General features: G+C 71.9%; 22 protein-coding genes. 10 read left to right on the plus strand and 12 right to left on the minus strand.

Going from position 1 to position 24,486, the window contains the following annotated elements:
- Positions 1-21: 21 nt before the first annotated feature.
- Entirely contained in the window at positions 22-1,638 is a 1,617-nt protein-coding gene (locus OG758_RS40070; RefSeq protein WP_326714353.1) for a PucR family transcriptional regulator, read from the minus strand.
- Positions 1,639-1,809: 171 nt separating this feature from the next.
- Here OG758_RS40070 and OG758_RS40075 point away from each other — a divergent pair, with 171 nt between their 5' ends.
- From OG758_RS40075 to OG758_RS40090, 4 genes are all read left to right on the plus strand, one after another.
- Positions 1,810-2,841: a carbamate kinase gene (locus OG758_RS40075; protein ID WP_326714354.1), complete on the plus strand. Its 1,032-nt coding sequence runs from the start codon at positions 1,810-1,812 to the stop codon at positions 2,839-2,841.
- Positions 2,838-3,902: an acetamidase/formamidase family protein gene (locus tag OG758_RS40080; RefSeq protein WP_326714355.1), complete on the plus strand. Its 1,065-nt coding sequence runs from the start codon at positions 2,838-2,840 to the stop codon at positions 3,900-3,902. Before OG758_RS40075 ends, OG758_RS40080 begins: the two co-directional genes overlap by 4 nt.
- Before the next feature lie 98 nt (positions 3,903-4,000).
- Positions 4,001-5,251, plus strand: a complete 1,251-nt coding sequence (locus OG758_RS40085) for an amidohydrolase family protein (protein WP_326714356.1) — start codon at positions 4,001-4,003, stop codon at positions 5,249-5,251.
- Positions 5,252-5,340: 89 nt separating this feature from the next.
- The gene (locus tag OG758_RS40090; protein WP_326714357.1) at positions 5,341-5,931 is read left to right on the plus strand and encodes a DUF1097 domain-containing protein; all 591 of its coding nucleotides are present in this window, start codon (positions 5,341-5,343) and stop codon (positions 5,929-5,931) included.
- Positions 5,932-5,940: 9 nt separating this feature from the next.
- Here OG758_RS40090 and OG758_RS40095 read toward each other — a convergent pair whose 3' ends face one another.
- Genes OG758_RS40095 through OG758_RS40105 form a run of 3 tightly spaced genes read right to left on the minus strand, consistent with a single transcriptional unit; the run spans position 5,941 to position 8,022 of the window.
- Entirely contained in the window at positions 5,941-6,861 is a 921-nt protein-coding gene (locus tag OG758_RS40095) for a phosphotriesterase family protein (RefSeq protein WP_326714358.1), read from the minus strand.
- Positions 6,858-7,442 (minus strand): DUF4865 family protein, encoded by a 585-nt coding sequence (locus OG758_RS40100; RefSeq protein ID WP_326714359.1) that lies wholly within the window; start codon positions 7,440-7,442, stop codon positions 6,858-6,860. The genes OG758_RS40095 and OG758_RS40100 overlap by 4 nt, the downstream gene beginning before the upstream one ends.
- A 19-nt stretch (positions 7,443-7,461) precedes the next feature.
- Positions 7,462-8,022 carry a TetR/AcrR family transcriptional regulator gene (locus OG758_RS40105; protein WP_326714360.1) on the minus strand — a complete coding sequence of 187 codons (561 nt, stop codon included), beginning with the start codon at positions 8,020-8,022 and terminating at the stop codon, positions 7,462-7,464.
- A 183-nt stretch (positions 8,023-8,205) separates the two neighbouring features.
- On the opposite strand from OG758_RS40105, the gene OG758_RS40110 reads away from it, so the two are divergent.
- Genes OG758_RS40110 through OG758_RS40120 form a run of 3 tightly spaced genes read left to right on the plus strand, consistent with a single transcriptional unit; the run spans position 8,206 to position 11,842 of the window.
- On the plus strand, positions 8,206-8,487 hold the full coding sequence (locus OG758_RS40110) for an SHOCT domain-containing protein (protein WP_266567544.1): 282 nt from the start codon (positions 8,206-8,208) through the stop codon (positions 8,485-8,487).
- Positions 8,484-9,275, plus strand: coding sequence for an ABC transporter ATP-binding protein (locus OG758_RS40115; protein ID WP_326714361.1), 792 nt, complete (start codon positions 8,484-8,486; stop codon positions 9,273-9,275). Before OG758_RS40110 ends, OG758_RS40115 begins: the two co-directional genes overlap by 4 nt.
- A gap of 5 nt (positions 9,276-9,280) precedes the next feature.
- A complete protein-coding gene (locus OG758_RS40120; protein ID WP_326716190.1) occupies positions 9,281-11,842 on the plus strand; it encodes an ABC transporter permease in 2,562 nt (853 codons plus the stop codon).
- A 35-nt stretch (positions 11,843-11,877) separates the two neighbouring features.
- Here OG758_RS40120 and OG758_RS40125 read toward each other — a convergent pair whose 3' ends face one another.
- Together OG758_RS40125 and OG758_RS40130 are read right to left on the minus strand one after the other, a co-directional pair.
- A complete protein-coding gene (locus OG758_RS40125; RefSeq protein ID WP_326714362.1) occupies positions 11,878-12,381 on the minus strand; it encodes an ATP-binding protein in 504 nt (167 codons plus the stop codon).
- 211 nt (positions 12,382-12,592) lie between these two features.
- The gene (locus tag OG758_RS40130) at positions 12,593-12,937 is read right to left on the minus strand and encodes a hypothetical protein (RefSeq protein ID WP_326716191.1); all 345 of its coding nucleotides are present in this window, start codon (positions 12,935-12,937) and stop codon (positions 12,593-12,595) included.
- A gap of 312 nt (positions 12,938-13,249) precedes the next feature.
- On the opposite strand from OG758_RS40130, the gene OG758_RS40135 reads away from it, so the two are divergent.
- Positions 13,250-14,401: a PLP-dependent cysteine synthase family protein gene (locus OG758_RS40135; protein ID WP_382059399.1), complete on the plus strand. Its 1,152-nt coding sequence runs from the start codon at positions 13,250-13,252 to the stop codon at positions 14,399-14,401.
- A 15-nt stretch (positions 14,402-14,416) separates the two neighbouring features.
- Here OG758_RS40135 and OG758_RS40140 read toward each other — a convergent pair whose 3' ends face one another.
- Both OG758_RS40140 and OG758_RS40145 read right to left on the minus strand, forming a co-directional pair.
- The gene (locus tag OG758_RS40140; RefSeq protein WP_326714364.1) at positions 14,417-14,914 is read right to left on the minus strand and encodes an SRPBCC family protein; all 498 of its coding nucleotides are present in this window, start codon (positions 14,912-14,914) and stop codon (positions 14,417-14,419) included.
- A gap of 66 nt (positions 14,915-14,980) precedes the next feature.
- Entirely contained in the window at positions 14,981-15,808 is an 828-nt protein-coding gene (locus OG758_RS40145) for a DeoR/GlpR family DNA-binding transcription regulator (protein ID WP_326714365.1), read from the minus strand.
- Between the two features lie 216 nt (positions 15,809-16,024).
- On the opposite strand from OG758_RS40145, the gene OG758_RS40150 reads away from it, so the two are divergent.
- Entirely contained in the window at positions 16,025-18,364 is a 2,340-nt protein-coding gene (locus OG758_RS40150) for a hypothetical protein (protein WP_326714366.1), read from the plus strand.
- On the opposite strand, the gene OG758_RS40155 is transcribed toward OG758_RS40150, so the two are convergent.
- The 4 genes from OG758_RS40155 to OG758_RS40170 form a co-directional block, all read right to left on the minus strand.
- Entirely contained in the window at positions 18,334-20,742 is a 2,409-nt protein-coding gene (locus OG758_RS40155; RefSeq protein WP_326714367.1) for a right-handed parallel beta-helix repeat-containing protein, read from the minus strand. The genes OG758_RS40150 and OG758_RS40155 overlap by 31 nt on opposite strands.
- A 115-nt stretch (positions 20,743-20,857) precedes the next feature.
- The gene (locus tag OG758_RS40160) at positions 20,858-21,463 is read right to left on the minus strand and encodes an Rv1733c family protein (protein ID WP_326714368.1); all 606 of its coding nucleotides are present in this window, start codon (positions 21,461-21,463) and stop codon (positions 20,858-20,860) included.
- Between the two features lie 171 nt (positions 21,464-21,634).
- Positions 21,635-22,459, minus strand: coding sequence for an MOSC domain-containing protein (locus OG758_RS40165; RefSeq protein ID WP_326714369.1), 825 nt, complete (start codon positions 22,457-22,459; stop codon positions 21,635-21,637).
- A gap of 45 nt (positions 22,460-22,504) precedes the next feature.
- The gene (locus OG758_RS40170) at positions 22,505-22,942 is read right to left on the minus strand and encodes a DUF6643 family protein (protein WP_116500463.1); all 438 of its coding nucleotides are present in this window, start codon (positions 22,940-22,942) and stop codon (positions 22,505-22,507) included.
- A 260-nt stretch (positions 22,943-23,202) separates the two neighbouring features.
- Between OG758_RS40170 and OG758_RS40175 the strand changes: the two genes are divergently transcribed.
- Complete coding sequence (locus tag OG758_RS40175) at positions 23,203-24,486, plus strand: TerD family protein (RefSeq protein WP_326714370.1); 1,284 nt, start codon at positions 23,203-23,205, stop codon at positions 24,484-24,486.

Below are 24,486 nucleotides of genomic sequence, written 5' to 3' on the forward strand. Positions count from 1 at the left end.
TCAGCCGCAAGGAGGGCTTGCTCAGCGCCGGTCGCGTGCGGAGAGCAACCGGTAGGCGTGGACGGCCAGTTCCGTCTGGAGCCGGGCCGTCGGCCGGCGTTCGAGACCGCCGGTGAGGCGGTCGATCTGGCGCAGCCGATAGCGCAGGGTGTTGTAGTGGACGTGCAGCCGCGCGGCGGTGGCCACGCCGTTGCGGTCCTGGAGGAGATAGACGCCGAGGGTCTCGACGAGGCTGCCCTCGTGCTCGGCGTCATGGGCGAGCAGCGGGCCGAGCGCGTCGTCGACGAGGGCCGTGAGCTCCGCCGCGGGCAGCTGACCGAGGAGCCGGTACACCCCCAGGTCCGCATAGCCGCGGACGAAGTCGGGGCCGTGCAGTTCGCGGCCGAGCGTCAGGGTCTGCGCCGCTTCCTCGTAGCTGTGGTGGTAGTCGGTGAAGTCGTCCCGGACGGTTCCGGCGGCGACCGCCACGTCCCAGTCGGGGTGTGCGGCGGTGACAGCCGCGTGCAGGGCCTGGCATCGGCCGTTGAGGGACGGCCCCGGCTCCGTCAGCAGGACGAGTCCGCTCTGACTTCCCCAGATGATCGCGCCGGGCCCGGCCGCCGACCGTACGAGGGGCAACAGCCGTTCCTCCAGAGCGAGTTCGGTGTCGGTGGGGCCGCCGGTGCCCGTGGAGGCGACCTCGACGAGGACGACCGCACGGGGCAGACGCAGGTTCCAGCCCATGGCCGCCGCGCGGCGCGCGGTCTCGGCGCGGTCGCGCGGAGGCCGTGAGACCAGTTCCATCAGGAGCAGCGTGCGGTAGCGCTGCTGGCGGCTGGCCAGGGCGCGTTCCTGGGCGGCGATGGTCGCCGCGACGGTCGTGGCGTGCTCCAGCGCCATCCGCTGATGAGTGTCGAGCTCATGAGTGGATGGCATGGCCGCCCCGGCCCCGTGGTCCGCGGCGGCTGCGTCGTCCCGCCACAGGGCGACGGCGCCGCTCGCGCCCGTGCCCGTCTCGATGGCGCGTTCGGCGGCGGGCGGACGGTCGGGAGGCGGGGAGCCCGCGGAGGCCAGGATCCACCCGTGCTCGTCGAGCACGGCGGCTGCGCAGCCGGACAGTTCGAGCAGTACGTTCATGAGCTCCTGGTAGGAGCCTCCGTCGAGGGCCACCGCCGTGAGCCGTTCATGGATGGCGCGCGAACGCTCCAACTCCAGGGCCTGACGGTTCAGTACGGTGCCCAGCACCTCGGACAGGATGTCGTTGAACATGACGGCGCCCGGCAGCTCGACGACCGGGAAGCCGAGTTCGTCAGCCACGGCCAGCATCACCGGCGGCAATGCGGGCAGATAGGGACCCACTTTCACGGCCAGGGCGGCGAGGCCGCGCTCGGCGAGTACGGGGACCAGGTCGCTCAGCGCCTCCGCGTCGTCACGGACGGCGTAGGCGGTGGTCAGCAGCAGCTCGCCGCCGCGCATCCAGCGCACGATGTCGGGGACTTCCATGATGTTGACGACGCGGATACGGCGGCCGCGGCCGCTCGCCCCGGCGACGAGTCGTGCGCCGCTGAGGCAGGGAAGGGCCAGCGCCTCGCTCACGGTCAGCCCGGGAGAGAGGCCGTAGGGGACGGTCGGGGCGGTACCGATACCGATGCCTGTCATGCACAGTCACTATGCGACAGCCGCGAGTAACCTGTAATACCCCGCGCGTAACTTCCCTGTTTCCCGGCACGGTTGGGGACGCCCCTTGTCAGCGGGTGTCAACGGCGGACCGTTCATCCTGGTGTCCGGTGCCCATGACCGGCTCGGCCCGCCTCTCTTACGGTGACCCGCATGACTCCCCGAGCCGTCCCGAGGACAGCGGTGGTCGCCATCGGCGGCAACGCGCTGCTGCGCGGTGGCACCCACGCCACCGTCGCCGAACAGGTCGAGGCCGCGCGCCGGCTCGCGGCCCCCGTGGTGGCGCTGGCCGACACGGGGTGGCGGGTCGTGGTCACCCACGGCAACGGCCCCCAGGTCGGATTCATCAAGCGCCGCGCGGACCTCGCGGCAGCCCTGGCCCCCGAACTGCCCGCCCTCGGCCTCGACATGTGCGTGGCCGACTCGCAGGGCGGCCTCGGATACATCCTGGCGACCGCGATCGCGGGCCGCCTCAGGTCGCTCGGGCGCGCCGACGGCCGGGTCGCCGCTTTGATCACCCACACCGTGGTGGACGCGCACGATGAGGCGTTCAGCCACCCGACCAAGCCCATCGGAGCCTTCTATCAGGCAGACGGCGCAAGGGAGTTGGCGGAACTTCACAACTGGACCGTGGCGGAGGAGGGTGAGCTGGGCTGGCGGCGCGTGGTCCCCTCGCCCCGGCCGCTCCGGGTCCTTGAGACGGAGTCCGTACGGGCACTGTCCTCGGCAGGATTCACGGTGATCGCGGCCGGTGGCGGCGGCATCCCTCTCGTGGAAGGCGACGACGGTGGCTACCAGGGCGTCGAAGCCGTCATCGACAAGGATCTGACGTCGGCGTATCTCGCGGCGGAACTCGGCGCGGACCTGCTGGTCATCACCACCGCAGTCGAACGCGTAGCCGTCGACTACGGCCGGCCCGCGCAGCGCTTCCTGGACCGGCTGACCTGCGGCGAGGCCGAACGGCTCCTGGCCCAGGGTCAGTTCCCGCCGGGCAGCATGGGCCCCAAGATCAGCGCCGCCCTCGACTTCCTGCGCGGCGCCCCCGGCCGCCAGGTGCTCATCACCTCACCGCGGCAGCTGGGCGCCGCCCTGGACGGACACGGCGGCACCTGGCTCGACAGCGACCCGGCGCGGACCACCGAAGAACCCCTCAACGGCACCGGCACGGCAGGGAGGCCGCAGTGATTCTCGAAGCGGGACAGGGCCCGATCGACGGCACGCACTATCTGCGGGCCACACCGGAGACCGTCGGCTGGGGGCGGCTGCCCTGCCGCACCACAGCGCCGGCGCTCACGATCGACTCCGGCGACAGCGTCACCTTCGACACCGTCTCGCACGAGGGCATCCTGGAGGACCAGGGGCGCGACCCGGCGGCCTTCTTCGGGCGGTACGGCATCGCCGCGACCGAAGTGCTCTCCGACGCCCGCCTGTTGGCGAAGTCCCCGCCGCCGCGGGACCCGGACGGGGACGGCCCCCATGTCGTCAGTGCCCCCGTCCACATTAGGGGCGCCGAGCCGGGGGACCTCCTCAGGGCCGAAGTGCTGTCCCTGCACCGGCGCGCCGACTACGGCGTCATCTCCAGCAGGCACGGCCGTGGCGCCCTGCCGGACGAATTCGCCCGCACAGCACCGGAGTTCACCTTCTGCGACGTGGAGCGTGCGGACGGCCGGGACGTCGGCGTGATCCGCTACGCCGAGGGCCGGGCGGCCCGGTTCCCGCTGCGGCCCTTCATGGGCGTCATGGGCGTGGCCACCGACACGGACGCATCGCAGCACTCGGTGCCGCCGGGACGGCACGGCGGGAACCTGGACATCAAGGAACTCGAGACGCGCTCTGCTCTGTATCTGCCCGTACAGACGGCCGGAGCGGGCTTCTACACCGGAGATCCGCACTACGCCCAGGGCAATGGCGAAGTCGCCCTCACCGCCCTGGAGGCGCCGCTGCGCGCCACGTTCCGGCTCACCCTCCTCAAGGGCGCACGGGCCCGCGCGGCGGCCGCGACCCTCAAGCACCCCTTCGGCGAGACCGACCGGCACTGGATCCCCGTGGGGCTGCACGAGGACCTCGACGAGGCGATGCGGGAAGCGGTCCGCGCCGCCGTCCGGTTCCTCACGGACCGCTTCGGCATGACCGGGCAGGCCGCGTACGCCTACCTGAGCGCGGCGGCGGACTTCGAGATCTCGCAGGTCGTCGACCAGGTCCAGGGAGTGCACTGCCTCATCCGCAAGGCGGACTTCCCTGACTGATCCGGTCCGACGCAGTCCGATCGCGGCTGGCCCCGCCAGCCACGTACGCCAGTCACCCCCCGCATCCGCCCCCGCCCATCCACCCACCGGGAGCCCGAATGCCTCAACTGATACTGCGTCAAGCACGCGTCGAGGACGCCCGGTCGCCCTGCGACGTGGTGATCGACGGCGGCCGCGTACGAGCCGTCGGGGACGCCTCTGGGCAGGACGCCGACGAGGTGATCGACTGCGCGGGCCGGGTCGTCCTGCCCGGCTTCGTCGAACCGCATCTGCATCTCGACAAGGCCCTCCTGGACGGCGTACGAAGCAACCCCGACGGAACCCTCGCCGGAGCGATCGCGGTGACCGGCGAACTGAAGAGCGCGTTCACGCACGAGGACGTACTGGCTCGCGCGCGGCGCGTCCTCGAGGCGGCGGTCCTCAACGGCACGACGCTGATCCGCGCCCATCCCGACGTCGACCCGATCGCGGGGCTGCTCGGCGTCGAGGTCCTGCTCCGACTCCGCGAGGAATACGCGGACATGGTGGACCTCCAGATCGTGGCGTTCCCGCAGGAGGGCGTCCTGCGGTCACCCGGCACCGAGAAGCTGCTGATCGCGGCGCTGGCAGCGGGCGCCGACGTGGTGGGAGGCTGCGCCTACAACGAGGCCACCCTGGAGGACTGCCGCCGCCACGTCGAGCTCGTGCTCGATCTCGCCGCACAGCACGGAGTGCCGGCCGATCTGCACGCGGACTTCGCCGACGACGCGTCCGACCCCCGGTACGCGCTCGCCGAGTTCATCGCCGGCCAGACCGCGCGCCGGGGCCTGGGTGGTCGGGTGGCGCTCGGTCATATGACCTCACTCGGCGGCCGGGAGCCCGCGGACCGGGCGCGGGCGATGGCCGCACTCGCCGACGCGGGCGTCGCCGTCGTGCCGCTCCCGGCGACCGACCTGCACCTCGGCGGACGGCGGGACTCCCGGGCGGTCCGGCGGGGGATCGCCCCGGTCCGCGAACTGTGGGACCACGGCGTGCTCGCCGCCTGCTCCTCCAACAACATCCGCAACGCCTTCACCCCGTTCGGACGCGCGGACCCCCTGGACACGGCGCTCCTGCTGGCGCAGACCGGCCATCTGTCCGGGCCCACCGACCTCCACCGGGTGCTGCGCATGGTCACGCACGACGCGGCCCGGGTCGTGGGCGTCGCCGACGACTACGGCGTTCGGCCGGGCGCCCGCGCCGACCTGGTCGTGCTCGACACGCAGGTCTACGACGACATCATCCTGGACCGGCCCGAACGCGCCCACGTCATCAAGGCGGGGAAGGTGGTGGCCCGCACGGTCAGGACCAGCGAACTCCTCGTCCACTGAGCCTCCCCTCCCCTCGCACCCCCAACAGCCCCCCACGCGCCCCCGCACGGCACCGCGCTCTGCCATCCGACTCCAGCGGAGGAATCCCCATGCGCGAACGCCTCTCTCACGAAATCGTTGCCTCCGTACTCGCCGGTCTGACGGCGTTCATCGGAGGGACCGCGCTCCATCTCCCGCCCTGGGCGATCTTCATCTCATGGGCGGCCGTCTTCGCGCTCGGAGGGCCGAGCTGGGCCAACGCACGCAGGCTGTGGTGCACGATGCCCGCCGGCTCCGCGTTCGCCCTGATCATCGTGCTGATCGACCAGCACGTGGGCACGGCGTTCGGTGACAGCCAGTTCGCCCGGAACGCGGTGTTGGCCCTGGTGATCATGGTCGTCAACACCGCCCTGATGTACACGGGCCGCATCAAGACGTTCTCGCTGATTCCCGGCATGTTCCTCGGCTTCGCCAGCTACTTCGCCACGTTCTTCGGCGGCTTCGGCTACAAACCGGGCAACATCTGGGCGGCGTGGGTCTGCGTGGTCGCGATGAACGCGCTCGGGCCGGTCTTCGCCTATCTGTCCAACCGGCTCATGTACCCGATCTTCTCGCCGGTGCCGACGTCGGTCGTGGCGTCCGCGGGCCCTGTGCACCACGACGGCCGCACGCCGTCGGCCGGAGGCGCACAGGCCGAGTGAGGCCGTCCGTCACCTCCCGGGCAGCCGCTCCACCGCGAACACCCTGCCCGGGTTGTCGACGAGGATCCGGTCCACCAGTGCTTTGCCCAGGGCCAGTTCGAGGCGAGGACGGACGCGGCGCAGCAGATACGGCATCCCGGGCCCGCCGCTCACCGAGCGCGCTCCGGCGGTCGTCGTGTCGCCGCCGAGCAGGAGCCGCTCGCCGTACCCCGCATCGGCGAGCGCCGCCATCGCGTCCGGCATCCGCCAGTCCGTCGCGTGGTTGGCGCGCGACGGCCCGTCGAAGGCGAGGTACGCGCCGGACTCGGCGGCCTGCCGGTGCACGGCGAAGTCGGGGGAGCGGTTGAGATGCCCGAGCACGACCCGCTCCGGCGCCACCCCCAACTCCCCGCACAGCAGGTCGAGTACGTCGAGTACGCCCGTCCCCAGCTCGAGGTGGACGGCGATCGGTGCGCCCGTCGCGTGATGGGCCTCGGCGGCGGCCCGCATCGTCCACACCGCGTGGTCGTCGAGGGCGTGGAAGCCGCCCGCGACCTTGATGAGGCCGGCCCGCACACCGCTGTCGCCGATCCCCTCCGTGAGTTCCCGCACGAACATGTCGGCGAGGACGGGACGCAGCCGGGCGAGCGACTCCGGTGTGTAGTGGGCGGCCTGGTGGAGTCCCGTCGCGGCCACGACGCGTACGCTCGTCGCGGTCGACAGTTCGGGCAGCAGCTCGGCCCGGCGCCCGAGCCCGTGCGGTGTCCACTGGACGACCGCGCCGCCGCCCGCGTTCCGGTAGGCGTGCAGTTCCGCCTCGGCGGCGGCTGTGTCGTCGAGTTCCTGGCCGGGCAGCAGGGGGCTGCGGAAGAAGAGGTGGTCGTGCGCGTCGCACACACCGAGTTCCTCCGGCGCCACATCCCCGAGCACGGTCCGAACGGTCGCGGTCACCACTGCCTCCCCCGGGGGAGCCGGTCGCGCTCGGGGGCGCTCAGGTGCAGCACCTCGTAGAGGTCGCCCGGTGTGTCGGGCGAGGCGTGGTCCCAGAGGGAGAAGGTGAGCAGCTCCCAGTGGCGCGGGTCGACGGCGACGGCCGCGCACACCGCCCCGTCCTGCCCGGCGATGCGGGCCGCGTCGCGCACGGCGGCGTCCGTCAGCTCGGCGAGCGGAGCCTGCCCGTCGAGGGGTGTCCGGCGGCGTACCGCGCACCTCGGGGTGGCCTGCGAGGCCGGCCCCTCCTCGTACGCGAGTCCGGCCCAGTGCTGCACCTCGGGCCGCCCGAAGTCGTCCACGATCCCCTGGAATCCGGGCCCCCAGAGGAACGAGTTCATGCCCTGAGGGGTGTTCCACAGATAGCACGGCGCGTACTGGTTCACGGGTGACCCGGCGACACCGCGCTCCCGCATCAGATAGGCCTTGAGGCCGAGTCCGGGGAAGGCGTCGAGGAGATGCCCCCTGGTCTCCACCCGCTTGCGGATGATGCCCATGTCGTAGTCGGCGGGCAGCGTGATCTCGTACTGCATCGCGTGCACGGTCGTGTCTCTCCTCGGCTCAGGCGGCGGGTGCGAGCAGCGAAAGCAGTCCGCGCACCGCCGCGTCGAAGGCGGCGGGCGAGCCCGACGCGCGGGCGAGGACATAGCCGCCCTGGACAGTCGCGACGATCGTCGCCGCGATCTCGTCGGCGTCCAGGGAGGGCGCGAACTCGCCCTGTTCCTTGCCCTCTTCGGCAATTCCTGCGAGCTGCTCGCGCAGCCAGTCGATCGTGTCGTCGACCGGTGCGCGCAGCGCGTCGCTCGCGATCACGTCCGGGTCCATCGTGAGCCGGCCGATCGGGCAGCCCCGCAGCACATCGCGCTCGCGCCGCAGATACGCCTCGATGCGGGCGTACGCGGAACCGCCGCCGTCGAACGACTTCGCGGCGGTGGCCCGCATCTCCTGCGCCGTGCGCTCGATCGCGGCGAGCGCGAGGTCCTGCTTCCCGCCGAAGTGGTGGTACATGCTGCCCTGCCCCGCGTCGGCGCGCTGCTGGATCGCCTTGGGGCTCGTGCCCACGTAACCCCGCTCCCACAGAAGCTCACGAGTGGACTCGATCAACCGGTCCGAAGTGCTCATGAAGCCACTGTACATACTAGTAGGTACAGAAGTCGACGGCGGGGAGAGTAGGCGGAAGCGGGCCCCGTACTCCCGTGGGGGTACGCGCGCTGCCGCTGGCTGTACGACGACTTCGACCCCCCTTCGGAGCGAGTCTCGAGTCATCGAGAAAACGTGAGCACATGTTCCGAGGAGATGAGTCTCATGCAGACCCTGGCCGACTGGGACGGCGGGCCCGGCCCGTGGATCCTGTTCTTCCCCCTGATCTGGGCGGCCGTCGTCATCGGCGTCGTCACGCTGCTGCGCCGCACCGTGTGGCGCGGACGTCGCCGTGGCGGCCCCTGGCGCCCCGCCGCCGACGAGAACTCGCCCCTCACCGTGCTCGGCCGCCGCTTCGCCGCGGGTGAGATCGACGAGGACGAGTACTGGCGCCGGAGCTCCGTCCTGAACGAGGAGTTCGGCCGTTCCAAGGGCGGTGCGGCATGACCACCGCCACGCTCACCCGGACCGCGGCCCGAGTCGTCGACGCCGTGAAGGTCTACGGCAGTGGCGACACCGCGGTCCGGGCCCTGGACGGCGTGAGCGTCGGCTTCGAGGCCGGGAGGTTCACCGCGATCATGGGTCCTTCCGGCTCCGGCAAGTCCACGCTGATGCACTGCGCGGCGGGCCTCGACACCCTCAGCGCCGGCTCCGCCTTCATCGGCGACACCGACCTGAGCGACCTCGACGACCGCCGCCTGACCCTGCTGCGCCGCGACCGGATCGGCTTCGTGTTCCAGGCCTTCAACCTGGTGCCGACGCTGACGGTCGCGGAGAACATCACCCTGCCGATGGACCTCGCGGGCGCGAAGGACGACGCCGCTTCCAGGGAGTGGATCGACGCCCTGGTCGACATCGTCGGCCTGCGCGACCGGCTGCACCACCGGCCTTCCGAACTCTCCGGCGGACAGCAGCAGCGCGTCGCCGTGGCCCGGGCCTTCGCCGGCCGCCCCGACGTCGTCTTCGCCGACGAGCCCACCGGCAACCTCGACTCGCGCTCCGGCGAGGAGGTGCTCGGGCTCCTCGGCCGCGCCGTACGGCAGATGGACCGCACGGTCGTCATGGTCACCCACGACCCGGTGGCCGCCGCCCACGCCGACGAGGTCGTCTTCCTCGCCGACGGCCGCCTCGTCGACCGGATGCAGGCACCGACTCAGGACAAAGTCCTCGACCGCATGAAGGCCTTCGACGCGGCCGGCGGCGCAAGGCATGCGGGGGAGGCGCCGCCGTCATGAGCTCCCTGAGCACCTCCGCGCGCCTGAGCCTGTCGTCGCTGCGCGCCCACAAGCGGCGCTTCGCCGGCACCTTCCTGGCCGTCCTGCTCGGCGTCGCCTTCCTCGCCGGCACGCTCGTCATGGGTGACACCCTGCGCGCCAGCTTCGACACCATGTTCGGCAACGCGTCGAGCGGCACGGACGCCGTCGTCCGCAGCACGAACGTGATCATGACCCCCGGCGAGAGCCAGGGCACCCGGCAGCCCGTCGCCGCGTCGCTCGCGAAGAAGCTGGCGGACACCCCGGGCGTCGCCGCCGCCGTGCCCGCCGTCCAGGGCGCGGGCCAGCTCGTCGGCAGCAACGGCAAGGCGATCGGCGGCCAGGGCCCGCCCACCCTCGCGGGCAACTGGATCGACGACCCCGAACTCAACCCCTACCGCCTGGCCGAAGGACACACCCCTTCGAAGACCGGCGAGGTCGTCGTCAACCGGGGAGCCGCCAAGAAGGGCGGCCTCAAGATCGGCGACACCACGACCCTGCGCACCCCCGACCCCGTCAGGGTGACGATCGTCGGCCTCGCGACCTTCGGCGGCGAGGACGGGATGGCGCAGGTGACGTACACCGGCATGACGCAGGCCGACGCGGAGAAGTACCTCACGCCGAGGCCCGGCGAGGCCGCGTCCATCCAGGTGCGGGCCGGCCCCGGCACCAGTCAGCGGGAACTCGTCGACGAGCTGACTCCCGTACTGCCCAAGGGAGTCGAGGCCATCACCGGCGAGGCGTCGGCGCAGGAGAACACCGACATGATCTCCGGCCAGTTCCTGACCCTCTTCACCACCTTCCTCCTCGTGTTCTCCGGCATCGCCCTGCTCGTGGCGACCTTCTCGATCCACAACACGTTCGCGATCGTCGTCGCCCAGCGCACCCGTGAGAACGCGCTCCTGCGCGCCCTCGGCGCCTCCCGCCGCCAGGTCACCGCCACGACGCTCGTCGAGGCGAGCGCCGTCGCCGTTCTCGCGTCGGTCGCCGGTCTCGCCGGCGGCATCGGCATCGCGGCCGGGCTCCAGGCGCTGTTCCCCGCGATCGGCTTCCCGTTCCCCGACGGCGCTCTCGTGATCAGCGGCCTGTCCATGCTGCTCCCGCTCGCCGTAGGCATCCTCGTCTGTCTCGGCTCCGCGCTCCTGCCCGCCGTACGGGCCGGACGCACCGCACCCCTCGCGGCCCTGCGCGAGACGGCCGTCGACCAGTCCGGTGGCTCGCGCCGCCGCGCCGTCATCGGCACCGCACTCGGCGTCGCAGCGGTCACCGTCACCCTGGTCGGAGTCCTCGCCTCGCCGTCCATCCGGCTCGCGGGCCTCGGCAGCGTGCTGATCCTCGTCGCGTTCGTGGTGCTCGGTCCGGTCGCCTCGTCGCGCGCCGTACGTGTCCTCGGCGGCCCCCTCGACAAGCTGCGCGGCGTCACCGGCGGCCTCGCCCGGCGCAACGCCCTGCGCAGCCCCAAGCGCACCGCGGCCACCGCGAGCGCCCTGATGATCGGTGTCGCCGTCGTCTCCCTGTTCACCGTCTTCGGCGCCTCGCTGAAGGCGACCATGGACCAGACGGTGTCCCTCTCCTTCGCCGGCGACATCGCCGTGTCCGCCCCGTCGTTCGGCGCCGGCGGCAGCGGCCTCAGCCCGAGGCTCGCCCCGGCCATCGCAGGACAGCCGCAGGTCGCGACCGCCGTCGGCCTGGGCAAGGGTGTCGCGGACGTCGACGGCGAGGGCCGCGCCCTCACCGTCACCGACCCGGCCGCGCTCGCCAGGTCCTTCGACCTGGGCACCGTCCGCGGCTCGCTCGACGACCTCGGCACGGACGGCATCGCCATCACTCGCAAGGAGGCCGACAAGCAGCACCTCCGACCGGGCAGCACCGCCCGCCTGGCCTTCACCGACGGCAAGCAGCAGAACTTCACCGTCCGCGCGGTCTACGGCCGGTCGGAGCTCGCCGGGGACTACGTCATCACGCGCCAGGCCTGGGCCCCGCACCGCGCCCAGGACTCCGACACCCTGATCGCCGTCACGTTCAAGGACGGCGTGAGCACGGCCGACGGCAAGGCCGCCGTCTCCAAGGTCGCGGCGGCGTACGGGCATCCGGAGGTGCAGACCCGCGACGAGTACGCGCAGTCGTCCGCCGGCGGCATCGACATGATGCTGACCCTGGTCTACGCGCTGCTGGCCCTCGCGGTGCTGATCGCTCTGCTCGGCATCGCCAACACCCTCACCCTGGCCGTCCACGAACGCACCCGCGAACTGGGGCTGTTGAGGGCCGTCGGCCAGACCCGCGCCCAACTGCGGGCCATGGTCCGGTGGGAGTCCGTCCTGGTCGCCGCGTTCGGTACCGCGGGTGGCCTGGTGCTCGGCGGATTCCTCGGCTGGGTCCTGGTCGAGGCGTCGGACGGCGCGAGCGACAGCGCGTTCGCGTTCGCCCTGCCCCCGCTCCAGCTCGTCGTCGTCGCCCTGGTGGGCCTCGCCGTCGGAGCGCTCGCGGGTCTGCGCCCGGCCCGCCGCGCCGCACGCCTCGACGTGCTGCGGGCCATCGCCACCGAGTGACGTGGCCCGTGCCGTAAGAGGTGGTCACCGCCCGGTCAGCCGACAACGGCCGACCGGGCGGGAGCATGTCGGGCGGCGCGGCGGTCCACCGGGGAGTCCAGCTCGGGGAAGGCGTCCCCCACCCGGTACTCGGGCAGCGGCGCCGACGGCGCGGGGAGCGTGAACCACACGACCTTGCCGTGCTCGCCCTGCGGGCGCGCGCCCCAGCTCTCGCTGACCGCGGCGACCAGGGCGAGGCCCCGGCCGCAGGTCGCGAGCGGGTCGGCCTCGCACGGTTGCGGCAGGTGCGGGTCGTGGTCGTGCACGGACACCGTGAGGCGGTCGAGCAGCAGCTCGATCTCGACGGTGCACATCTTGTCGGGACCCGCGTGCCGGTGGACGTTGGTCAGCAACTCGGTCACGCCGAGCATCGCCTCGTCTATCAGCGGGTCCAGATGCCAGTAGCGCAACTGCGCCGATACGATTCTGCGGACCTGGCGGATCCGCGACGGCAGGGCTTGGAGCTCGACCGTGCAATGCCTGCTTGGGTGGGTGATCACGGCTGCGACTCCCCGAATTGAAGGTCCGGAAGAAGGCGGAGTACCGATCCAGCAGTGGGCCGCGTTGACAGCCGAGGCCCGCCTGCTGCGTGTCCGGCGGGCTGGTTCGCAGCGTTATCGCCGGTAAACCCTGAGTAGTGATGTGTGACCAGAGTGACTCAGGGGGTGCGAGCCTGCAACTCGCGCGCGCCGTCCCCCAGTACGCGGCGGACTACGTCAGCCGGCCGCGCGCCCTGCGCACCGCCTCGAGGAACCGACGCGTCGTGGGCGGCCCGTTCTCGCCGACGAGACGGGGCACCGCGTTGCCGGGTTCATGATCGGCGCCGAGTTTCAGCAGGTAGCGCCTGCCGCCGACATCGGCGAGGGCACGGTCGCCGGGCGCGAACCAGGCCTTGCCGGCGCGGACTTCCTGGAGCGGCGCGCTGTCGATCTCGCTGCCGTAACTGGTGAGCAGTTCGAGACGGCCGCCTTTGATGCGGACCTCGCCCGCCCGGGTGAGCGAGCGAAGGAGTCGCCCTATGCGCACACCCGTCGCCGTGAACTCCGGCTCCGCCATGTCGTCCGCCCCCTTGGTGTGAGCTCTCACCGGCCCCGCGGTGCAGTCTGCCCGCACGAAGGCGTCCGCACCAGTGCGCGAGGCGGTGCGCCCGGCAGGGGAAGGGCCGACTCACGCCTTTGTTCCTCCGCACGCCTGTTCCTGTCCTGGGGCAGGTGTTCCTTTGAGTTGCTCAAAGGGGTGTTTATGCAGGTGAGAAGCGTGCGGAAGGTGTTTATGATCGGGGCGTCCGACCGGTCGTAAAGACGACGGCCGGGTGTGGACGGCGTCGGACCGGCGCTCGGAACGACGCCAAGGAGCCATGCGGTGAGCATCCCTCAGCAGGACCAGTCAGCCGGGGCCCCTCAAGGGCCGGACCCGGTGGCCACGCTGGACGTGGACCACACGGACGCCGCGTACCGAAGCTGGCTCAAAGAAGCCGTACGAAAGGTGCAGGCAGACGCCAACCGGTCGGCCGACACCCACCTCCTGCGTTTCCCGCTCCCCGAGGAGTGGGGCATCGACCTCTATCTGAAGGACGAGTCGACGCACATCACGGGAAGCCTCAAGCACCGGCTCGCCCGCTCGCTGTTCCTCTACGGCCTGTGCAACGGATGGATCCGGCCCGGCCGCCCCGTCATCGAGGCGTCCAGCGGCTCGACCGCCGTCTCCGAGGCCTACTTCGCGAAGCTCATCGGGGTGCCCTTCATCGCCGTGATGCCACGCACCACCAGCCCCGAGAAGATCCGCCTGATCGAATTCCACGGCGGCCGGTGCCACTTCGTCGACGACTCGCGCACGATGTACGAGCAGTCGGCGGCGCTCGCGGTCGACACGGGCGGGCACTACATGGACCAGTTCACGTACGCGGAGCGGGCCACGGACTGGCGCGGCAACAACAACATCGCGGAGTCGATCTACCGGCAGCTGGAGCTGGAGCGCTACCCGGAGCCCACCTGGATCGTCGCCACCGCCGGCACCGGAGGCACCTCCGCGACCATCGCCCGGTACGTCCACTACATGCAGCACGACACCCGCATCTGCGTCGCGGACCCGGAGAACTCCTGTTTCTTCGAGGGCTGGACGACCGGGGACCCGGACGTCACCTGCGACTGCGGCTCCCGCATCGAGGGCATCGGCAGGCCCCGCATGGAGCCGAGCTTCGTGCCCGGCGCGATCGACCGCATGATGAAGGTGCCGGACGCGGCGAGCGTCGCCGCCGTGCGCGCCCTGGAGGGTGCCATCGGCCGCAAGGCGGGCGGCTCGACCGGTACGGGCCTGTGGAGCGCGCTGAAGATCGTCGCCGAGATGGTGGCCGAGGGCAGGACCGGCAGCGTCGTCACGCTGCTGTGCGACCCGGGGGACCGCTACCTCGACAAGTACTACTCCGACCAGTGGCTGGCCCACCAGGGCCTGGACATCGCGCCGTACACGCGGGCCATCGAGACGCTGCTCGCGACGGGAGTCTGGCCGAGCGCCGACTGAGGACCTGGGTTGCCGTCAACTCGCCCTGGAATCCCTGGAGTTCGCCGCGATCCTGCGATCGAGTGCGGCCACCGCGTCACGGAACGCGCGGCCGAGTCCGGCCCGGCCGAGACGCAGGCCCACCCGGAACGCGGCGACCCCGTCCGCGGCGAACGTCCACTGCAACCGCGTCCCACCGGTGCCCGACGGCGTGAGCCGCCACTCCTCGACCAGGGCGCGTATCCCCGGCGCGTTGGTCTCGTCCACCCGGTACGCGTACACCTCGTCGGGGTCGGCCGCGAGGATGGTCTCCCGCATGCGCGTACCGCCCCTGAGCCGCACCTCGCGCCCCGCGCCGTCGTCCGTCGGGCGGGCGAGCGTCACGGCGGAGAACCACTCGGGCCAGCCTGCCACGTCCTCGGCGAGCGCCCGGAACACCGCCTGCGGAGGCGCGGACACCTCTCGGGCGAAGACCAGGCGCAGCGGCGCGGACTCGATGAACTCGAGCCCCACGGGCTTCAGTCGGCGTGCCATGGACGTTCAGCCCCCAAGCGGAATCGGGCGGTTGAGCGGGCAGGGGTCACCATAGCTGGCGAACCGTCAGATGTCTGTACCTGTTCCGGGCTCGCCCGCGATGACGAGCCGCAGCTCCTCGGAGATCTCCGCGCGCGCGTCCGCGGGCAGCCCCGCGTCCGTGACGAGCGTGTCCACCTGGTCGAGCGAGGCGAACGAACTCAGGCCCACCGTCCCCCACTTGGTGTGGTCGGCGACCACGACGACCCGGCGCGCGGACTGCACGAGCCGCCGGTTCGTCTCCGCCTCCGCCAGGTTCGGCGTCGACAGGCCGGCCTCCAGCGATATGCCGTGCACACCGAGGAACAGCACGTCGAAGTGGAGCGCCGCGATGGCCTGGTCCGCGACGGGCCCCACGAGCGAGTCAGAGGGTGTCCGCACGCCGCCCGTGAGGACGACGGTCGCCGCGCCCTGCTGCTGGCCCGACGAGCGCTGCGCGCCGTGGAACACGTCCGCCACCCGCACCGAGTTGGTCACCACGGTCAGGTCCGGCACGTCGAGGAGGTGGTGGGCCAGGGCGTACGTCGTGGTGCCGCCGGACAGCGCGATGGCCGTGCCCGGCACCGCCAGGGCCGCGGCGGTCCGCGCGATGTCCTCCTTGGCGCTGAGCTCAAGCCCCGACTTCGCCTCGAAGCCCGGCTCGTGCGTGCTCGCCTCGACCACGGGGACCGCGCCGCCGTGCACCTTCTCCAGGACACCCTGCCGGGCGAGCGCGTCGAGATCACGGCGGACCGTCATGTCGGAGACGCCCAGCTTGCGAGTGAGCTCGTTGACCCTGACGCCCCCACGGCGCCTGACCTCGTCGAGGATCAGGGTCCGGCGCTGCTCCGCGAGGAGGTTCTGATTCTCGCTCACGTCCTGTCGGATCCCTTCGCCTCGGCACAGCCGTCCATGGTCGCCACATCCTCGCACGCGCCGCCGACAGCCGTGCCACTGCCCGCTCGCGCCCGCCGTATGGCGCGCGGTCGCACGGATGGAGGAGATTCGGTGAGGAGGGGTGCGTAGCGCGGTCGTGAGCGGGGATCCTGATTCCGGCACCACACGCGCACGTCAATCGGGGGATGCTGAACGGTGGAGCGTGACACGGCGGACGAGACCGCCCTCGAACTTCTGGTCCACGGCGTAGGGGGCACCACCCCCGCGGCGATGCTCGGCGACCCGCGCACGGTCCGGGTCTCCGGCGACGACACGGCCGCGGTGTACCGCCGCGCCGACGACGCCGACGCGGAGGCACGCCCCGACGACTACCGGGGCAAGCCCGTCCCGGAGGCGTACGTCTGGTGCAACCTCACGTCCGGCAACGGCTCGCGCGCCTTATGGCTGTTGCTCCTGCCGTTCATGGTCGTCAACCTCGCCCACTGGATGCGCCCCAACGCCCACCGCCGCACACGGACCGTGCGCGCCTACGGCCTTCTGGTGCGCCTCGTGGGCCTCAGCCTCACCGTCCTCCTGGTCGCCGCCGCCTGCGAGGTGGCGCTCGATCTGGTGGCCTGGCAGTGCGCCGGCACGCACGCGTGCGCCGAGGAACGTTCCTGGCTGGGTTTCCTGTCGGTCGACGCGCACGGACACGGCGGCTGGTGGAGCCAGCCCGGCCGCCGCCTCGCCCTCGCCGCGGCCGTCCCCGCCGCCCTCGTCGGCCTCCTCTGGTACCTCTCCCACCGCACCTGGGGCGCGTACGAGTCCCAGCAGCCGCTGCCCCACCGGCCCGACCCGGAGGAGGAGGCTCCGACCAACGCGCTCGGCAGGCCGGGGTTCTGGTACGGACGCCGTCTCGTCGCCCGCCTGCGCGCCGCGCACACCGCCGCGGGCCTGCTCACGGTGGCGGCCGCCGTCGGCACCTCGGCCGCCCGCTTCGACCGCGGGAGCGGCGGCCCCGTGCTCCTCGACGTGCTCGGCCGGATCCTCGACGGCGCGCTCGTCGTGGGCACCGGCATCGTCGTCTGGGTCGTGTGCCGCAGGGGCCGCAGCGAGAACACCGTCGACCGCACCCTCGACCGGACCGTCGTCCGCCTCCTGCCCGCCGCCGCCCTGACCCTCCTGCTGCTCACGTTCCTGTACGCGGGCTGGTCACGTCCCGAGTGGCGGTCGCACGGGCGCCTGCCCGGAGACGCGACGTTCGGCGGGATCGTCCTCGTCCAGGGCGCGGTGGTCGTGGCGCTCGCCGTGGTCGCCCACGCCATCCACCGCCGCGCCCGCGACTCCCGTGCGGCCCTGCGCGGCCTCGGCGGACCCGCGACCGCGATGCTCGCCTGCGCCCTGGGCGGTGTGATGTCCGGGGGAGTGTCCCAGCGCGTCGCCGACTGGCTGGACGGCTCCGGCACGCCGGGAGCCGGCGGCACCATCGAAGGACCGCCCGTCCTGCTGTCCTGGCAGGCCTCCGTGATCCCGCCCCTGCTGATCGTCGTCGCCGTGGTGTGCGGCGTCCTTGCCCAGCGCACCATCCGGCTCAAGCGCCGTGAGACGGCCACCGTCGCGACCGACTACCCGGGGGAGCCCGAGGACGCCGCCCGCACCAGCGCCATCGCGGGCACGCGCGCGCGTGCCGCCCTCACCGACCAGGCGCCCATGATCATCGGCGCGGTCTCGACGGTGACGCTCCTCCTCGGCGCGGGAGCGCTCACCGGCGCGTGGGCGACCCATCAGGTCCCGGGCCAGGCCGCACTGGGCACGTACGACATCGTGGAAGGCGCCGCGCAGACCGCGCAGGCGATGGGCTCCTGGCTCATCGGACTCGGCTTCATACTCTTCGTCACCTGGGGAAGGCGCGCCTACCGCGACGCGTCGGCCCGCCGAACGATCGGCATCCTGTGGGACGTCGGCACGTTCTGGCCGCGCGCCGCGCACCCCTTCGCGCCGCCCTGCTACGCGGAGCGCGCCGTGCCCGACCTGACCTGGCGCATGGCCACCTGGACCCGCGCCACGGGCGGCCGCCTCGTCCTGTCGGGGCACTCCCAGGGCAGCGTCCTCGCCGCCGCGGCCGCCTGGCAGCTGCATCCCACCGTCCGCCGACGCGTCGCCCTGCTCACCTACGGCTCGCCTCTGGAGCGGCTCTACGGACGCTGGTTCCCGGCCCATTTCGGTCCCGCCGCGCTCGGCGCCCTGCACCGCCAGGTCGACTGCTGGCGCAACCTGCACCGCACCACCGACCCGATCGGCGGACCCGTCCGGCTGCCCGGCGAGGACGGCCCCCAGGTCGACCACCCGGCACTGAAGGACCCGCTCGCCTACGGCCGTACCGAGCAACACCCGCTGCCCGCACCGATCCTGGGCCACTCCGACTACCAGGCCGACCCCGTCTTCGCCGAGGAACGGGCCCGCCTGCTCGCCAGGCTGCGCCCCGAGGTCCCGGGGCCACGCCCGGACGGCGAGCCCGCCGCGCCTCAGGGCAGCTCAGGCAAGTCGTCCTCGTAGAGCAGGGTCAGGTCGTCCGTGCTCGGTTCGGCGAGCTGGGCGACCCGGCCCGCGTGGCGCTCCACCATCGACTCGAAGGTCTGCCGTGCCGTGCGGCCGTTGCCGAAGGCGGGCCCCTTGGGGAGCGCCGTGAAGTGCTTCAGAAGTGCTTCGGACGCGCCCTCGCCGAGCCGGTACTCGTGCTCGTCGGCCTGCTGCTCCACGATCCGCAGCAGCTCTTCGGGCAGGTAGTCGGAGAACGTGATGGTCCGTGAGAAACGGGACGCCACGCCGGGGTTGACCGAGAGGAAGCGCTTCATCTCGGAGGTGTAGCCCGCGACGATCACCACGACGGAGTCGCGCTGGTCCTCCATCAGCTTCACCAGCGTGTCGATCGCCTCACGCCCGAAGTCGCGGCCGGAGTCCTCGGGGGACAGGGCGTACGCCTCGTCGATGAACAGAACGCCCCCGGTGGCCCGTTGAAAGGCCTCCTGCGTGCGGATGGCGGTCGAGCCGATGTGCTCGCCGACCAGGTCGACCCGGGACACCTCGACGAGATGGCCCTTCTCCAGGACACCCAGTGAGGCGAGGATCTCCCCGTACAGGCGCGCCACGGTCGTCTTGCCGGTGCCGGGGGAGCCCGTGAACACCAAGTGCCGCCTGACGGAAGCAGCCTTGAGGCCCGCCCGCTGCCGGCGCCGGCCGACCTCGATCATGTCCGTGAGGGCACGCACCTCGCGCTTGACGCTCTCCAGGCCCACCAGGGTGTCGAGTTCACCGAGGACATCCGTCGGCGTACGGGTCGTGGCCGGTGTCTCCGTGTCGGGTGACACGGCACGCTGGCCGGGCAGCGCGCTGAGCAGCCCCACGGTCTGCGTGGCCTTCTGGGCGCCCGGCGCCGGGGCGGCGGCCTGCCCGGCGGAGCGCACCCCGCCGCTCTCGTCGCTGGTGCAGTCCTCGACCACGGGGCCGTCCTCGGCGAATTCGTAACCCCCGCGCGAACACCGTTCCGTACGGCACTTCTTGAGGGTCGTACGGCAGCCGTCGATGATGTGGAAGCCGTAGCCCTCGCTGCCCGTGACGCGGCAGCCGTGGAAGCTGCCCCGGCCCCCGGCCGACACGTAGAAGCCGGCCTCGGCAGGGGAGGTGACCGTGCAGCGTTCGATCGTCGGGTCCGCACCCTTGGTGACGATCACGCCGGTCTGGACAGCGTCCACCGTGCAGTTGGCGAGGGTGCCGCCGCTCCCGTGATCACGGAACCAGGCACCCGTCGCGGCCTCCCGGATCCGGCAGTCGTCCAGCTGGGCCGTGGCGCCGTCGCTCACCGACACGGCCGTGTTGCGGACTTGGGAGAGATCGCTGTCGACGACGTCCACGCGGGAGCCCCGGTCCAGGACGAACAGCGCGTCCGGCACGTCGTGCACCCGGCACGCGTCGAGCACGACGGTCGCGCCGTCGCTCACCCACACGGCCGGGTAGTCGCCCGTGCTGTCGTGGATCTCGCACTGGTTGGCGTCCACGCGCGTGCCCGGGTCCCACACGGACAGGCCGTTACGCCCGAACCGGCGCACCGTCGAGCGCGTCAGCGTCAGGACCGACCGGGAGCGCAGATCGATCGCGTTCTCCGGGATGTCGTGGATACGGCAGTCGGCGAGGGTGAGCACCGCGTCCGTGTCGAGCGTGACGCCGTCCGCCGTGGTGCGGTGCACATCGCAGTCCGTGAGGTGGGCCGTGGCGCGCCCCGTGATCTGCACGCCGGTGCCCTTGACCTCGTACACCTCGCAGCCGACGGCCTCCAGGCCGCTGTGCTCGCCGGTGACGGACAGTCCGGAACCCGACGCGTGATGCACCCGGCAGCGCTCCAGCCGAGGGTGCGCGCCGCCGCGTACGGCCACTCCGGCCTGGCCCGCCGAGACGACCTCGCACTCCTCGAAGACACCGCCCCCGCCGTCGAGTACGGCGATGCCGATCCCTCCGGGGTTGTCGACGGTGCAGCGGCGCACGGTGGGCCGCGCTCCGCCCCGCACCTCTATGCCGGCCGCGGAGCGCGTGACGATGCGCAGATCGCAGAGCTCGGGAGCGCCTTCCTCCACCAGGAGCGCGGGGGCCGCCGAGTCCTGCCCCTCGACATGCAGATCGAGGACGGTCGCGGACGCGCGCACCGTGAGAGGCACCCCGTCGACCGGCGCGATCCGCACGGACCCGGGCGAGCCCTCCGGACCACGCAGCGTCACCGCGCGCTCCACGACGAGGTTCTCTCTGTACGTGCCCGACGCCACGGTCAGTACATCGCCGTCACCCGCGGCCTCCAGGGCCGCGGCGAGCGATGCGTACTCCCCAGTGCGGCGCCGCCACCGCGACGTGCCGGTGTGCGTCACCTGGACCGTGCCCTGTGCCATGGCTTTGTCGTGCCCCCACCTCGTCGTACGCGGGTCCTCGCTGCGATCCCCGCGGCGAAGGTGGGTCAACCGTAGCGTGCGCGCAGCCGCTGAGTTGACCGGAGCGGAAGGCCGCTCAGCTGCCGGTCCCGGTCCTGCCCCAGTCCGGGCCCGCCTTGTCCCAGGCGCGGTCCCAACGGTCGTACCGGCGGCGGACCATGCGCCACACGATCAGGCGCCGGGCGCCCTCGACGAGCCCCGCCGCGGCCGCCGCGGTCCCGAATCCGGCCAGCGCGGCGTGAGTTGTCGCCGTCGCGTCGTCCAGCGGGCGGCCCACGACCTGACCCGTGCCGTCGACCCACAGCATGAACCGGTCGCCCGGATGCGGGGTCGTGAGGCTCGACAGGACGCGGCCCGTGCGGTGGGCGCCGTCGGGTGCCTTCCAGTTGGCGACGACCCGGCTGTGCGCGTCTCTCGCCGTGGATGTCTCGGGGTCGGAGTCCAGCGGCGGCTGAGCCAGCTTCCGTACGACCGTGGCGGGAACTTCCCGGCGGTTCTTGTGCTGTTCCTGGACCGACTGCATCAAGGCGCCCTGTGCCAGGGATCCCGTCGCGACGCCGATGATCGGTGCGACAACGACGATGAGCAGCACCGCCACCAGCGCGACCCAGGCCTCGGCGAGGTCGGTCGCGCGGCGCAGTGGATTGTGCCGCCACCGCCAGAGTCCGGCGATTGCCCGCACAGCCAGCACCCCCTTCCGCGTCCTCTTAACCGTGAACGGCACGGCTCACGCGCAGGTGGGGCGAAGAGAGAGCGAAATCACCCCACTCGACGAAGCTCTCCGCCTGTTCCCGCCTTTCCATTGTGCTCCAACGACCGTGATCCGGCGCGGGGTTCCCCGCGCGGCCAGGCGTCAGGCCAGGATCGTGATCGCGTCACCGATCCGGACCGTCCCCGCCGCCTCCGGGACCAGGTTCGTCCCGAAACACAGCTGGTCACCGAAGCGGCGGTGGCGGGCGAGCGTCCGCAGCGGCTCCTTGCCACGCTCCGAAGTCGACTGGTTCGTGGTGGTCACCACGCAGCGGCCGCTCTTCTTGGTGATACGGAACGTGACGGCGCCGATCGCGATGCGTGACCAGTCGTCCTCCGCCCAGGGCGCGGTGCCGTCCACCACGACGTTCGGCCGGAAGCGGTCCATGGGCAGCGGGCCCTCGTCCGCGTGGTCACCCTGCGCGATGAGGGAGTTGAGGGCGTCCAGGGAGGACAGGGTGGTGAGCAGCAGCGGATACCCGTCGGCGAAGCTGACCGTCTCGCCGGGCTTGGCGTACTCGGGGTCGATGGGGCGTCGCGTCGCCGGGTCGTCGAGGTGGAGGAGCCGCACGTCGGCCTCCAGATACGCGCTCCACCAGGCGTGCGCCGCGTCGTCGGCGAGCACGGCCTCGACCTTGTCCCCGAAGATGTTCACCGTGGTCGTCCCGGCGGGCCGGGGAACCGGCACGGTCAGGGGCGTGCGGCCGGGGGCCGACATGCGCAGACCGTCGCCGTCCGGGGTCTCGGCCGAAGCGAGCGCGAGACGCGGGTGCTGGCGCTGGGTGACGACCTTGCCCGAGGCGTCGATGAGCACCCACCGGCGATCTCCTGCAAGACCCCACGGTTCCACGGCCGCCTCGCGCGGCGCGTGCCCCCGAACCGACTTCAGTGGGTGTATGTGGATCGAACGAAGCGAGGCATTCGGCATGGGGCCATCCTGCCAGCAGGCACGGACGGCCCCATCTCCAGGAGATCAATAACCGCGGTACTGCTGACGGTTGTACGGATCCTCGTAGGGCGCGGCAGGGCGGGGCGCCGCGGGGCGCATGGCCTCGTAGCCGGTGCCGGGCGCCGGACGCTGCTGCTGTTGTTGCGGCTGCTGCATGCCCGCGTAGCCGCGGGGCCCGGAGGCCTGCTGCGGGATGTACGGCGCCGGCGCGTGCTGGAGAGGCGCCTGCTGCGGGGTCGCGTAACCGTACTGGGGCATGGGTGCGGAGGGCGCGGCCGGCAGCGCGGGAAGCGCGGACGGGAGCGCGGGCAGATGACTGCCGGTGTCGTACATGGCAGGAACCCGGATCGGGGCGATCTGGGGTGTGCCCCGCTCTGCGACGAGGGAGTCGTAGATCGGAGTGTCCGGGAAGGACGGCGCGGAGTAGTAACCGCCGCCATAGGTGGAGCGGGGGGAGGTCATGGCACATAAGTTAAGCCCACGATGTGCTGGTTGGGGAGACCGATAAGAGGGTTGTTTTGCGTGTCGGCAGTGACTCGAGATCCCCAATGCGAGCGAACTTGGCAAAATCGGTCGTCGTTCAGCGTTCGGATCGTGTAAAGGCGAGTTCTTGGTGAGTTACCGGCGGTTGGCCAGTGATCATCGAACACGTGCCCCTGTGCCGCTTTCGGTCGCGGGGAATAGGTTGACCAGGAAGCCGGAGATCTCTGTTGGGGGCGGACATGCCAATGTCTAAAGGTTCGAATGTCGTCGTGCCGGCGCCGGCCGTGCGGATCGAATTGGGGTGGCGTTCAGGCGCGGGGGTGCCCGACGCGGACGCGTCCGCGCTGTTGCTCGTTGCCGGAAAGGTCCGGTCGGACGCGGACTTCGTGTTCTACAACCAGCCGACGCACGCCTCGGGGGCCGTACGTCACGAGGGCAAGCGGAGCGCGGACGGCCAGGTGACCGACACGATCTCGGTCGACCTCGCGCGCGTGGAGCCCGCGATCGAGAACGTGGTGCTCGCCGCGTCGGCGGACGGCGGCTCGTTCGGGCAGGTCCCCGGGCTGTACATCAGAGTCCTCGACGCGGCGGACGGCGCCGAGATCGCGCGCTACGACAGCGCCGACGCGAGCGTGGAGACCGCCTTCGTCCTCGGTGAGCTCTACCGTCGCCAGGGCGCCTGGAAGTTCCGCGCCGTCGGCCAGGGGTACGGCACCGGTCTGGCGGGCCTGGCCGGCGATTACGGGATCACGGTCGACGAACCCCAGACACCCGCGCCGACACCTGCACCAGCACCCACGCCCGCGCTCACGCCCGCCCCCGCACCGCCGGTCGCGGCCCCCGTCACCGCGCCGCCGCCCCCGGCCGCTCCCCCGCAGCAGCCCGTCCGCCTGACCAAGGTGACCCTCACCAAGGCGGCGCCGTCCGTCTCCCTGGCCAAGCAGGGCGGTACGTCGGGCTCGATGCGCGTGAACCTCAACTGGGAGGTGCGCAAGCAGTTCAAGGGGTGGGGCAGCAAGCTGGGCCGCGCCGTCGCGCAGCACGCGGACCTCGACCTGGACCTGTGCGCCCTCTACGAACTCACCGACGGCCGCAAGGGTGTCGTCCAGGCACTGGGCAACGCCTTCGGCGCCCTGAACCGTCCGCCGTACATCCACCTCGACGGTGATGACCGCACCGGTGCCGTCTCCAGCGGCGAGAACCTGACGATCAACCTCGACCACAAGAACGAACTGCGGCGCGTCCTCATCTTCGTCACCATCTACGAAGGCGCCCGCAGCTTCGCCGACCTGCACGCGACCGTCACGCTCCAGCCCCAGTTCGGCGCGGCCGTCGACTTCTCCCTGGACGAGTGCACCGTTCCGTCGACGGTGTGCGCGCTCGCACTGATCACCAACACGGGCAGCGACCTGACCGTGCAGCGCGAGGCCCGCTACCTCGTACCCGAGCGCGGCGTGAGCCCGCAGCGCACCGTCGACCACGCCTACGGGTGGGGCATGAACTGGACGCCCGGCAGAAAGTAG

Source organism: Streptomyces sp. NBC_01474, from assembly GCF_035918215.1.
Lineage (GTDB): Bacteria > Actinomycetota > Actinomycetes > Streptomycetales > Streptomycetaceae > Streptomyces > Streptomyces aureus.